The organism is Ktedonospora formicarum (genome assembly GCF_016587355.1).
GTDB lineage: Bacteria > Chloroflexota > Ktedonobacteria > Ktedonobacterales > Ktedonobacteraceae > Ktedonobacter > Ktedonobacter formicarum.
On sequence record NZ_BNJF01000001.1, the window covers coordinates 469,551 to 482,740 of the forward strand.

Sequence of the window (13,190 nt, forward strand, 5' to 3'; positions counted from 1 at the left end):
CACATTTTACAATGGGATACCAGATAGGCTAGATTCCATGTAATGTTTTTACGTTGCCTGAAAATGATCGAGGCGAGGCAGCGCACACAAACACAAGTGTGTTAAATTCAGGCACGTTCGAGAGTTCACAGTCATTTTTTTCATTATATTTTGAGAGTTCACAGTCGTTTTTTCTTTTTTCATTTTTCATCTTCTATCGCCTGTGGAGACCCCTATTCTTTAGACAGGAGGAGGAAACAGGCGCTCCTTTGGTCTTAGAATGTGTAGGAACTAGGCCCGTGTGGACCGGAAAGGGGTTAAACGCACCAGAAAGCGGTGAATACTCGCCATCTGGATCATCGCCTCGGAACTGCGAGGAAGTCCCTCGTAATCGCGAGCGAGGCGTCGAAAGCGGAGAAGCAGACCAAAGGTCTGTTCCACTTTCCATCGTTGCCGTTGTACGTGGAAGCCTCGTTTGGGCTTGCTCACCTGAACAGGTAGACCATCAACGAGCGTCCAATTGGTTTGTGCGTCATTGTGTGGTTTAGGAACAATCTCGGTGGTCCATCCCAGATGTTGCCTGATCCAATCGAGCAGGGAGCCAGTGTAGCCTCGACCTGCAAACACATGAGCCAGGCGAGGAAAGCGATCCTTCAAGCCGTCCAAGAGAACGCGCGCTCCAACACGGTCAGCCAGGTTGGCTGCATGAACTTTCACTGCCAGGATCAGACCTTGGGTATCGACGAGCACGTGACATTTGCGTCCCCAGATTTTTTTCCAGCGTCGAACCCACGCTCGGTTCCGCGTATGGGACTGGTTTTGATGGATTGGCTATCGATGATGGCGGCACTGGGTTCAGGATCACGTCCCAGTTCGGTTCGCACGCGCCTGCGCAAAATAGTCATGGCTTTCTCCCATGTACCATCACGACTCCACAAGCGAAAGTAGTGGTAGACCGTCAGCCCATTGGGTAAGTCATGAGGCATCTGCCTCCAAGAACAGCCAGTTCGTAGGACGTAGAGGATGCCATTGACGATCTCTCGCCTCTTGATTGGTTCGCGAGGTGAGAACTCGTTGGGACCGGGAATCAAAGGTGAAAGCAGATCCCATTGTTCATCGGTCAGGTCGCTTGGGTAGCGCTTTCGATGCCATACGCTCATGTCGGATGATCCTTTCTGGGTAGCTTTCTCGTCTCCTTTCTTTCAGTCTATCAGTTGCAACCGAAGTTCCTACATATTCTAAGTACTTTGTATAATACGTAATGCTGATTTATGCGGTTTTGTCCTCAAAATGAGTGCCATGAGTTACTTTTTTTGCTGGTTGATTGGTCTGGCTTAAACAGAACTCATATTAATATATTTCATTCCCGCTCCATTTTAAACGAGTTTTATGGGCTAAATGTGCTATACAGGTAACTTTATTATTATTTTTACGATATTAATTATAGATGTCATGATTGCTTAATTGTTTCGAAAAGTGACATCTTATAGAAGAGAGGCGTTCAGCCTTTCTATTGAAAGGAAAAGGATTTTGAATTCAAACACCAATATTGAAGAATTGGAAGAATTCGATCTGGATATCCAGTTTGCAGGGGAAGTTGAAAATAATCATCATATGAGCGTTTTCTCTAGTGCAGGGGACCCTACTCATCCAGCTCCAACCTGCACCGCATATCCAACGTGTGCCAGTACCTGCACAACTGGTCATTTCTGCCTGATATGCTAATGGCAACCTCTCAAGAGCATTCATGGCGAGTGGTCATTGACGCGCCTTTGGCGGCGGCGGCATATGCCGCCGCCAGGGATCTTGCTACTCGGCTACGAGATGGGGGTCTCCTTGAGGTTGCATTTCAACGAATTACACAACAATCATTTGTTCCAGATTTAACTCGATGGAGATCCGAAACTCTGGCAACAGGGGATGCAGGCATAGCGGTCCTATGTGCCCATCTCGATGCATGCTTTCCTGCTGAAGGATGGGATCAGATCGGTCATGCCCATCTTCTCAAGGCGACACGAGAGGCCGCGAACCTTCCACATCTCCATGTAGGGCTTTTTGCTGGACTGAGTGGCCTCACATACGCCACCTGGGCACTCAGCCATGAGGGAAAAAGATATCAGCGGTTGCTGACAACACTTACCCATCGTCTTGTGCCAATGGTACACAACCTTGTGCAGTTGACACTCAAACAATCCCATGGGTTTCCTGTCGTTTACTATGATGTGGTGACGGGCCTGGCTGGGATTGGTGCTTGTCTGCTGTCCCTCTCCAGCCATCAGGAGAATCTTCCTCTGGAAGCTATTCTTGAGGGCCTTGTCTTCCTTGCGCGGGAGGAAGTGATGGGGCTGCCCGCCTGGTATGTGCCACCTTCTCTCAGCCGGCTAGAGAGTTGGGGCGATTTGTGTCCTGATGGCTTTTATAATTGTGGCTTGGCCCATGGAATCCCAGGCCCACTAGCCTTGCTCGCTCTGACAAAATCTGCTCACATCAGTGTGCCAGGACTCGAAGAGGCAATTACCCGCACTGCTGACTGGCTTCTTGAGCAGCAGGTCGGCAACGAATGGGGCATTGGCTGGCCCCTTGCCGTGCCAGTCAACCATATGGGGCCACCTCCTGGCGATCTGAAGAAGTGTCGTACCGCCTGGTGTTATGGAACTCCTGGCGTTGCTCGTGCCCTCTGGCTTGCGGGAGAAGCCCTCAATTGCCAGCATTATCGGGACATTGCTCTGGTCGCAATGCAATCTGTCTATCGTACCCCTCTTCCTGAACGTCGTATTGATTCGCCCTCCTTCTGTCATGGAGTAGCGGGATTGCTCCAGATAACGCTGCGCTTCGCTCATAATTCTCAGGCACCATTCTTTATCGAGGCTGCCAATACTTTGACGAAACAATTGCTTTCCTTGTATGATCCCGATACGCTGTTAGGCTATCGCAATCAAGAGGGACCGGAGACGCTCGTGGATCAGCCTGGATTGCTTGATGGAGTCGCTGGGATTTTGCTTGTGCTTCTCGCCACTTCTACAACACAGGAGCCATACTGGGATCGTTTATTTCTCCTCTCGTGAACGAAGAGGCAACTATTGAGGAACTCTGCTGTGCATTTGTCCGACATTTCTCATACGTCCCTCGCGGCCAAGGCGAGGCGTTCTCCAGTCTACGAAGCATTGGATGGGATTCTTGTTCGCGCTCCAATACTTCCCATTGAAGCGTATCTTGAGCCTCAACTCCCATCAGTTGAGGCTCCTCTTCGCCGAGCTCTGGCGGTAGGTAGCCTCGATCTGCTCGATGAGTTAGAACGCCCTGTGGTCACCCAGAATGATCTGGTACGTCGTGAGCGTGCTCTCCTTCGCTATCATATCAGGATGGCAACGCGACCTACCCCTTATGGCCTCTTCGCCGGGGTCGCCCTTGCTCATTGGGGTGAGCAAACCAAAATCGCTTTTGCCGCTGCTGATCCGAACCTGTCTATTCGCCCTGATATGGAATGGCTCATGCAGCTTATCTGGCGGCTCGAGGCTTCTCCTCTTATCTGGCCTTACCTCCGATTCCAGACAAATCCTGCCGCATATGTGCGTAAAGGACGCGTTTTTCTTCTTGAGGAACTCCCCACTGGCAAACCGAAGAAAGAGCAAAATGTCTCGGTCAAAGCGACTGGGGCTACGATGCACACATTATCTCTGGCACGTCAATCAATCGGGTACAACGATTTGGTGGAATGTCTTCTCACGTCAACACCTGGTGCAACCCTCTTGAAAGTTGAGGCATTGTTGACCACCCTCTGGCGGCATACCTTCTTACAGACAGATTTGCGCCCTTCCCTTGTGGATAGCTCTCCTGTCACTCATCTACATCAGCGGCTCAAGGCAATCCCGCTACTTTCATCTCTTTCGATGAAGTTGCAGGACTACCTTGCGGTATTAGAGCTATGGGAAAGGCTCCCTGTAGAAGAGAGTATAAGAGAATATAGAGTTTTACTTGAAAAAGCACAGGAAATCGATTGTTGGCTTGATGATCTACTTCATGCAGAGTCAAATAAGGTACCAGCAACGTCGAAAGGAAAGAAGACGCCACAGTATCTACAGGTGGATATGGAACAGCCCCTGGCTTCTTCTCAGCTCTCAAAAATGCTGGGCGAGGAAATCGCAGCAACTGCTGAACTCTTATTGCGCCTATCCCCTTTTCGGGACCGATCTCTTCTGGCCTCCTATCGGCTCTCATTCCTGGAGCGCTATGGCGATTTTCGCGAAGTTCCACTGCTTGAGCTGCTTGATCCTCAAGTCGGTATGGGCCTCCCGGCATTCTATACAGACGAGCAAGCGTTTCATCATGAACAATCACAACAGCTTCAGCAACGCGAACAGCACCTGCTGACGCTCGCGCTAACAGCCTTACGGGAGCATCAAACAGTTCTCCAGTTAGACGAAACCACACTTGAACCTTTGACAGGTCCATTGTCAGCCGAGATACCGATGCCGCCCTCTTTAGATATCTATGTAATAGTGGCTGCATCTTCTGCTGATGCTGTCAACGAGGGAAACTATCACCTCATCATCGGTCCAACGGTCGGAACAAATCAGGCGCGCCGCGCACTGGGTCGTTTTACCAACCTCTTAGGTGAAGAGACTGTAAGTCTCCTTCAACAGACAGCACAAAGGGAAGCGGCACATACAGCACATGCGCTTTGGGCTGATCTGATTTACTTGCCGAAAGAGGATCGCCTTGCGAATGTGGTGCTCAGTCCCGCTCCACACGCCTATACGATCCCCTATGGAGTCAGTGTTGATGCAAGCAACCAGCATGTCATTCCCCTCGATGAACTTGTTGTTGGGGTACGGAACCATCGCTTTTATATTCGCTGGGTGAAGAAACAGGAAGATATTCAGCTGAGCATTGGGCATATGCTCAATGAGCTTCACGCTCCAGCTATTGCCAGATTTTTAGTTGACATAAGCCGAAATCAGGGGCCTCTTCTCAATAACTTTCGTTGGGGCCCCGCCGAATCATTTCCATTTCTTCCACGTGTGCAAGTAGGGCGATGTGTGCTTCGCCTGGCTCAGTGGCAAATCACTACTTCATTTCATCTTGACGAATTGAAGAGTGAAACGATTGAGCAATTTCACCACTCTCTGAAAAGGTGGTGCCAGAATTGGGGCGTTCCTCGCTATGTCTATCTTGGAGAGATGGATCAACGATTGCTTTTGGATTTGGAGCGTCGCGAACATAGAGAGGTGTTGTATCTTGCTCTACAGAAAATCAAGCGAGAAGAGCGTGTGCTTTTGCAAGAAGGGCTGCCTGGCCCAGAGCATGCCTGGATTGAGGGGCCGGGAGGCAAGCATTATCTCTCCGAGTTTGTGGTCTCTCTCATGCAGCGTCAGGCAAGATCCACACAAGCAGCAGGGCGAGCAGCCGCCTACGTTCCCTATCCTGTGGAATCTCGTGTGCGTCCTTTGGGGAGCGAGTGGCTCTTTATTAAGCTCTATTGTGCTCCACAATTGCAAGAAGCATTGATTACTCAACACGTCTATCCTTTTGCGCAAAAAATACTCACCCAACAGGCTGCGCAAGATTGGTTTTTTCTTCGCTACGCCGATCCTGATCCACATATTCGATTGCGCTTTCGTGGAGACCCTAAGCAGTTGCTGCATTCCCTCCTTCCGCAACTGACTGAATGGGCTACCCACCTTATGGTGAATGGCCCTTGTCGACATTTTACCTTTGATGTCTATGAGCGAGAGATTGAGCGATATGGAGGACTCTCTGGTATCAATATCGCGGAGACGTTGTTTGGGATCGATAGCCGGATGGTGGTAGAGCTATTACAACATCGAGGGCAAGTCCAAATGGATCATGTTGACCTTGCGGTGCTTAGCATTGACATCCTCCTTGCGCAATTAGGCTTGACTCCCTCAATGCGCCTTCAGTGGTATCGTGAGCAGGTCAAAGCCCAATCAGCCTCGGGGGCGCTCTATCGACAGAAGAAACATCGATTACGCGCACTGCTCAGTTCAGCCGAGAACAATTTTCAGACTGTTGGTGACGAAGCAATGGCCAATAGTTATCTGGCGAGTCAGACTCCACTCTTACACGTCGCTGATCGGTTGGAGGAGGCACTATCGCGTGGAGAACTCACACAACCGGTATCACACCTCTACAGCAGCTATGTCCACCTGCATTGTAATCGCTTGCTTGGCATCAACGCAAAAGCTGAGCGTATGGCTCTTGAGTTGTTGCTGCGAATACGAGAAGGGTTGGACAAAACACCACTGCCTGGTGCGTAAACATTCGGCTTTGCCCTCTATGTCATGGCACTACTTTTTTGGGATTCGTTTCTATAGCGGAAGGAGAATGCTCTCATGAACACAGCCGCCACACAACTTATACCTCGCAAAGTCCTCTTTGGGAATCCGGTCAAATCTAGTCCCCAAATTTCTCCGGATGGTAGGCGCCTGGCCTATCTGGCCCCCGTTGAGAATGCACTCAATGCCTGGGTTGGTTCTCTGAAGGGCGACGATTATCAGCCTGTGACTGAAGATAAAGAGCGAGGTATACGCTTTTATTTTTGGATGGCCGATAACACGCATATCGCCTACATTCAGGATGCTGGTGTTGATGAGAACTGGCGCCTCTACCTGACAAATGTCGAAACGCGTGAGACACGCGACCTCACTCCATTTGCGAATGTACAGGTACGTGTGACAAGGCATGATAAGCATTTTCCCACTGAGTTACTGATAGCGCTGAACAAAGAGGATCCTCGCGTCCATGACGTCTATCATCTTGACCTCCTCGAGAATGCGCCTCTTCCGTTTTTGCATTGGTAATGGTCGTCTTTTCCTTATTTAGCCAAATACTGGTGGGATGTACAGAGAATTGCACCATGGTGATAGAGTATGTGTAGTCCTCAATGGGCAAGTTTTATCAATTCATCATTGAGCAAAGAGTGAAACGCATGGAAGAACGAAACGAACGAGACGCGCCAGAACTTCAGTTGGTCCGCCTCGACCACGCGCCTGCCCTGCTTGCATTCGAGCGGGAGAATCGGGCCTACTTCGCGGCTGTAATACCGGATCGAGGGACGAGTTCTTCGCTGAGTTCGACGCGCGGCACGCGCAACTGCTCGCGTCGCAGTCCGCCGGGACGGATTACTTCTACCTGCTGGTAGCCGAGGGTGGTGAGGTGGTGGGGCGAGTGAACCTGTTCAGAGTGGCAGGCGGGTCGGCGGAACTCGGGTACCGGATCGCGCAGAAGGCTGCGGGGCAAGGACTGGCCACAGCGATAGTGCGTCAGATGCGCGAACTCGCCGCCACAGAGTACGGGCTCACCAGGCTGAGCGCGAGGGTCACGCTGGATAATCCAGCCTCGCGCAAGGTACTTGAACACAATGGATTCGTCGCCGTAGGTGAACTGACGCTCAACGACAAGCCAGCCATATCCTACATCTGCGAGCTTCAGTGACATAGGGGGAGACCAGCCACGCAAACCATTCATGCGAATCAGGAGTGATCAGTAGTTCGCTTCCCTCTAGATTGATCAGCATGTAATGGCCCCTGGCTCTAATACGTCGCATCCGATACGCCCAGTTCCTTACATATCGCAGGAACCGTCTTTCCCTGTGATATCAACACGTCCGCCTGCTTCGACTTCCGAAATATCTCCTCAGCTCCATAACGCTTTATACCCATAAATACCCCACCTCATATCCAGTTGCTATCACTAACCTAAAACTGGACCTTACTATAAGGGGAGCAGATCACCTTGCAACTTATAATAGTGCTATCTTGCGACATCCGCTAAGTATAATATGACAAATAGTCTCCTGACCATTGCTAGGAATGCCTGGCGCATTATACAGCACTTGCCTTGTGAATACCGCTCTAAAGGGTTATGTAACGGACGATCTCGTCAACGACGCGCATGAGAGGTGCGGTGGCGTCGATGATGATGCCGTCTTTCGGTATAGCTTCTTTCGTTTGATGCAAGCGCGCAATGAGTTCTCGTTCCTCTGGTCTCCCGCCCCAGTCAGTTGGGTCCAGTGCCACTCGCTCATCAATCCGCCGAAGACAGGTGTCAAGGTCGACATCAAGGATAAACACGCCGTCAAATAACTGGATGAATTGGGGAAAATTCCTTGAACCGCCGCAGAAAAAGGTGACAGCCTCATCCTTGTGAGCAGCTAGGGTTTGGACTTTCTCTACATCCCAAAGGGGGAGAGGTGGCGATCAGATACAGAGGTAGCCATCGGTGTATCTGTTTTCGGATCACCTTTATACCTCAATTCCCGGTCACCATGAATGGCCTGGTAGCCGCGCCGCTGCAATTCTGTGCAGACCGAAGTTTTGCCGGTGCCGGAAACACCTTCAATCAGATAATTTCTTATGCCCATGGCTTAAGTATACGACCAACAAGATGGTACAGCAAGTGCCCCTACAGTATCACGACTAGTAGATATGAGTGTTCAAGTATGAGATTTAACCGGCGGGAGGAACGTGGGCCAGTAGAGATCCCCGACTATGCCTGGATGTCGTCAACATTGTGGGAGACCATTCAAATGCTCAATGTCGCACTTACTGCTCTTAGTTGACTATCTTGGAAATCCATCCTGGCGTCTCCTTGAGATACCTCAGGATGAAACATCAGAAGAAAGGAGACCCTCCTGATGAAATGGATTTTCTCTGTGACGCGTTGTGTCTACACTTCCTGGTGGCATCTTTTCGATCGGATGGTCCCACTCCGCTGTCTCATGTGAGAAGAGCATGGATCTCGTGGCCCATGACTTCAGCCTCACTGTGAAGTAAGGAAGATCGAGTGTCAGGAGCCCGCGTACCTATGGGCTCCTGCGCACCTCCTCTTCGTCGATACAATCCTCTCATCGAAAACTGCTAGACAGTCCTTTGCCTCGATGGACTTTTATCTGACGATTGCGCTCCTTTTTCTGAGCATGGAAAGAAGGGCAAAACCGCTTCTACGCTTTCTGGGCCATCGTTCGAATCCTCACTTTTATTTATTTCTTCTCGAAGGAGAGAAAAACTCCTTTGGTGTGAATCACACACATTCAATCTTAGGGAAGAAGCGAACGCGTATATCTACATAAATCGACAAAATCTACGCGGCAAATCCAACCACCGAACGAACGGTCTCAGGGGAAGCGGCGAGTCCCTGGAAAAAGCTCATGACGTGTCAATCAGATAGCTTTGCGGCGCAATAGCTCTCTATTTCAGAATCTCAGTTGAGGTTTTCCACCGGAAGTGACCTAGACCCGCCAAAAATGCCTGGATTTCGGGGTATTTACCACTTGCCAGTGCTACAGAGCATCACAGTGTCCACTTTGTCTGTATTTGAACGGCATTCATTGGCCTTCATCATTTCGTTGTCCGCTCTACGATGTGAAGAGAGAAGCGTATATAACGATCACAATGTATTTTTCTCTCATAACGTTTGAAAACAGCCTCACATGTGAAAGGAAAACGCTATGACTGATTGGGCTTCAATCGTTTCGCAAGTTGCGAATATAGGAGTAGGCCTCCTGACATCACTCTTAGGCAATACTTCTGGCTCGGCTCCTCAGGGTTATGCCCAGGGCGATGTCGTGTGGTCGCTAGATCCGAAGACGAATACTGTTTACGCTTACAACAAGAGCTCTCGTTACTCTATATGGGAAACAATTGATTGAGAAATACGGTGGCAACAACGGACAACTTACGTGTTCCCTCAGCGTATCTGCGACAAAAATTACCTATTCACCCCAACAGAAAGTCTCTATTTCCACAGCGGATCAGACGGGCAAACCTCTACAAGACATAGAAGATGTAGATGCAGTCATCATCACCGTACCCACAAGTATTATTAACAAATGCAGTGATCAAGCGCAAAGGCATAGCATATAAGGACACACTGATCCATCATCATGGTTGTCCGCCAGGCCATGCTCGATACTATATCGCTGCAATTCACACTGTCACACCGCCAGACATGCACACTGCAGACAACGTGTTGCCTCACGCTCCGCTTGCCTGCGCAGATAGCCTTTCTCTATGAGACGGATGTTACGTGCACGCTCCTCATATGGGAGCATCACCATCTTTACCCTTGGTTCTACCACCTTATATAGTACTCTATCAATGAGGTTGGGCTTATCAAACGAAGTATCATCACTGACAAGGAGTTGGCTTCCTGCGTCCCCAAAGAAGTTTGCCTTGACAAGCCTTTTTTTATCAGTAAAATAGTTAAAGTGCAATACTTAAATTAATACTTAGAAAAACTCACACCAGATATACAAAGCTACTGGCTTGATTGAACTGAATCAAACGCTTCATCCACGAATGAAACTGCCGTAGTATTGTGTAGAAGAGGATCGTAATCACAAAGACGTGCTTCGCTTGCTCATTGCTCCCATGGACGTGGAGCATACATAAGAAGATAGGGTAGTCCCTGCATACTACTCGAGACTCTTTCTCAAGGAGGATTATATGTCCTGGTTGACATTAAAGAAGGCCTCGCAATGCATCGCCATTTTCTTTCTTTTAAGCCTAGTCACTCTCGCAGTCATATCTCCTTCACAGGCTCTCGCTGCAAATAGAGGTGTACAAGTCTGGCTTACCACATCCGATCAGAGCAATTTACTAAAACAACAAGCAGACATTCCCTTTTCCAGCAACTCCAATTCAAATCTCCCAACGATCAGCATAAATGATGCTCAACAATATCAACGCATAACCGGTTTTGGCGCCTCTTTGACGGCATCATCGGCTGTGGTCCTCACTCAATCTCCTATTTTACGTGACAAGGTGATGCGCTCTCTTTTTGATCCTCACACTGGTATTGGGCTAAGTTATTTACGCCAACCTATGGGTTCTTCAGACCTTGCACCGCCGCAAGATACCAGTAAAAACTGGGTCGGGGAGTATACTTACGATGATATGCCAGCCGGACAGACAGATATCACACTCAGCCACTTCTCCATCGCCCAGGATGATCGCTATCACATCACATCTCTACTCAAGGAAGCGCTACGCATCAACCCTAAGCTTAAGATTATGGCAACGCCCTGGTCACCGCCTGCCTGGATGAAATTGCCGGGAAATAGTTGGGGGCACTGTACCAGCTGTGATAACAATCATGATGGCTTTTATAATGAGAGCAATAGCTGGGACAACACTCCCAATGATTACGTCTCCATCACCTTCAATGGAACACAAATCAAATTCTACGGAGTCGTTGGTACAGATCATGGTATTGGAGCTTTCTCCATTGATGGTGGCTCTGAAACAATGGTCGATTTCTACTCACCAACCAATGCCGGAAACACGTTAATTTACACGAGCCAAGTCTTGCCCGCAGGACAACACACGCTTAAAGTGCGTGTTACTGGAGAACAAAATAGTGACGCACATTGGAATGGCATTAATCCAGATCGCGTTGACATTCTCTCTGGAAGCGACGTTGTCAGTGTCGATGATAGTGTCCAGGGATCAGGGCTTAATCAGTTCTCCTATGGCGGCTCCGGCGTAGCAAGTATCAATCAGGGATATCTGAATCCAAAATATTACCAGGCCTATGCGCAGTACTTCGTCAAGTTCATTCAAGCCTATCAGCGAGAGGGAATTCCAATCTACGCCATCACCCCACAGAATGAGCCACAAAATGGCAATTACATGCCCACTATGCTCTTACCCGCAACTAGTCAGACCACTAACGGGCAGGCTATTGGCAACGAAGCAGATTTCATCATGCACCTGGCAAATGCCTTCCAACACAGCCATGTGGGCACAAAGATCCTAGCCTTTGATCATAATTGGGACACACCAGAATATCCAAGCTCAATCCTTCAGAGTCCTGCTGGCAAGTACGTTGATGGCATCGCATTCCATTGCTACGGTGGAGACGCCAGCGCGCAAGACCAATTCTACGGTCAGAAGGATATCTATGAGACTGAATGCTCAGGAGGACAATGGGAAAACAATAACAATCCCACCTTTGCTGCAACCCTCAAAGCAGTCATGGATTTAGGGATTAACTCGACCGTTCATGGGGCCAAAACGGTGGTACGCTGGGGCCTGGCACTTGATCCTAATGGGAATCCACATTTGGATACAAGTGGATCATGTGGCACGTGCCGTGGCGTCGTCTCAATCGCCACAGACGGCACTGTAACCAGAAACTCTGATTACTATGGTCTGGGGCACTTCAGTAAGTTTGTGGCTCCTGGTGCTACACGCATCGCTTCAACGGTCAACAATAGTACACTCGAAAATGTAGCATTTCGTAACCAGGACGGATCTCATGTTCTGGTTGTCTACAACAATAGTTCATCGAACACTACCTTCCAGGTGCAGATTCAGCACAAAACATTCTCGTATACATTGCCCGCTGGCGCAGCAGCCACTCTCACCTGGGCAGGTAATTGATGCTTATATACTCTCATTCCACGTGATATGGAAGTAGAGGATTTCCCTGCTTTAAGATACAAGGCCGCCCAGATATGTGTGGGCGGCCTTGTGTTAATGTGAGAGCCATACTCTAAGGTATCTTGGCACATAAAACTATTGGGTAAGCTATTTTAAGGCGCTTCAAAATTGCTCATCTCTGTCCTTGAAGGCTGGAAAAGGCGCATGATGATTCGAGCATCGGGAACATAGGTACGAAACTGTTCTGGATCTCTCAATGCCCAGCGAGTAAGACCATCCAGGCAAGCACTCATTATAGCGACTAATTGATCTGGATCACCCCGCACAATCTCACCGGTCGCCTGACCCTCGACAATCAATTGTCTCATTGTCTCTAGCAGACTTTGATAGCGTCTGCTGAGCAATTCGCGTGTTTTCTCTGGCATAGCATCCGCGTCAAGGGCATGATTGAGTAATTGATGAGCTTCAAGCGCTTGACGCTTTCCGCGAGCTCCCACGATACCCGAAATTAGCTCGTAAAGCCGCTCCCCAGGTGTTCCAGGCATCTCCAACAAACTCTGGAGCCCTTCAGAAGCTTCTGGGACCATCTGCTTAATCAATTCAGCGAAGATCGCCTCCTTATCAGCAAAGTAGCGGTACGCCAGCCCAAGGCTAATCTGAGCTTCAGTGGCGATATCCGCTATTGTGGCCTCCATTCCCTTGCGCGCAAAGACAATCCTAGCACTTTCTAGAATTCTTGCGCGCTGAGCTTCGCGAATACGCTGATTCGCCTCCGGCGTCCGAGGCATATCTCCCCCTTTTCGATAA

At 49.4% G+C, this 13,190-nt stretch carries 6 protein-coding genes and 2 pseudogenes; 5 read left to right on the top strand and 3 right to left on the bottom strand.

The features are described from left to right. Positions 1–270: 270 nt before the first annotated feature. A protein-coding gene (locus tag K3T82_RS02140; RefSeq protein ID WP_220191851.1) for an IS5 family transposase occupies positions 271–1,139 on the bottom strand; the annotation gives its coding sequence in 2 pieces (ribosomal slippage) (positions 271–746 and positions 746–1,139; 870 coding nt in all). A gap of 564 nt (positions 1,140–1,703) precedes the next feature. Between K3T82_RS02140 and K3T82_RS02145 the strand changes: the two genes are divergently transcribed. The 4 genes and pseudogenes from K3T82_RS02145 to K3T82_RS47485 all read left to right on the top strand — a co-directional run bounded on the left by K3T82_RS02145 (position 1,704) and on the right by K3T82_RS47485 (position 7,434). Further along, a complete protein-coding gene (locus tag K3T82_RS02145) occupies positions 1,704–3,044 on the top strand; it encodes a lanthionine synthetase C family protein (protein ID WP_220191852.1) in 1,341 nt (446 codons plus the stop codon). Between the two features lie 36 nt (positions 3,045–3,080). Then, complete coding sequence (locus K3T82_RS02150; protein ID WP_220191853.1) at positions 3,081–6,257, top strand: lantibiotic dehydratase; 3,177 nt, start codon at positions 3,081–3,083, stop codon at positions 6,255–6,257. A 75-nt stretch (positions 6,258–6,332) separates the two neighbouring features. Continuing rightward, a complete protein-coding gene (locus K3T82_RS02155; RefSeq protein ID WP_220191854.1) occupies positions 6,333–6,800 on the top strand; it encodes a TolB family protein in 468 nt (155 codons plus the stop codon). Between the two features lie 128 nt (positions 6,801–6,928). Next, positions 6,929–7,434: pseudogene (locus tag K3T82_RS47485) on the top strand (GNAT family N-acetyltransferase). Between the two features lie 419 nt (positions 7,435–7,853). On the opposite strand, the pseudogene K3T82_RS49790 reads toward K3T82_RS47485, so the two are convergent. After that, positions 7,854–8,362 (bottom strand): annotated as a pseudogene (locus K3T82_RS49790) (AAA family ATPase). A gap of 2,083 nt (positions 8,363–10,445) precedes the next feature. On the opposite strand from K3T82_RS49790, the gene K3T82_RS02170 reads away from it, so the two are divergent. Further along, complete coding sequence (locus K3T82_RS02170; protein ID WP_220191856.1) at positions 10,446–12,383, top strand: glycoside hydrolase family 30 protein; 1,938 nt, start codon at positions 10,446–10,448, stop codon at positions 12,381–12,383. A gap of 152 nt (positions 12,384–12,535) precedes the next feature. Here K3T82_RS02170 and K3T82_RS02175 read toward each other — a convergent pair whose 3' ends face one another. Next, entirely contained in the window at positions 12,536–13,171 is a 636-nt protein-coding gene (locus K3T82_RS02175; protein WP_220191857.1) for a TetR/AcrR family transcriptional regulator, read from the bottom strand. Positions 13,172–13,190 lie beyond the last annotated feature (19 nt).

Excerpts from the sequence above, each read along its gene's own strand:
- K3T82_RS02145 (WP_220191852.1), top strand. The coding sequence starts at position 1,704 with ATGGCAACCTCTCAAGAGCATTCATGGCGAGTGGTCATTGACGCGCCT.
- K3T82_RS02155 (WP_220191854.1), top strand. The coding sequence starts at position 6,333 with ATGAACACAGCCGCCACACAACTTATACCTCGCAAAGTCCTCTTTGGG.
- K3T82_RS02170 (WP_220191856.1), top strand. The coding sequence starts at position 10,446 with ATGTCCTGGTTGACATTAAAGAAGGCCTCGCAATGCATCGCCATTTTC.
- K3T82_RS02175 (WP_220191857.1), bottom strand. The coding sequence starts at position 13,171 with ATGCCTCGGACGCCGGAGGCGAATCAGCGTATTCGCGAAGCTCAGCGC.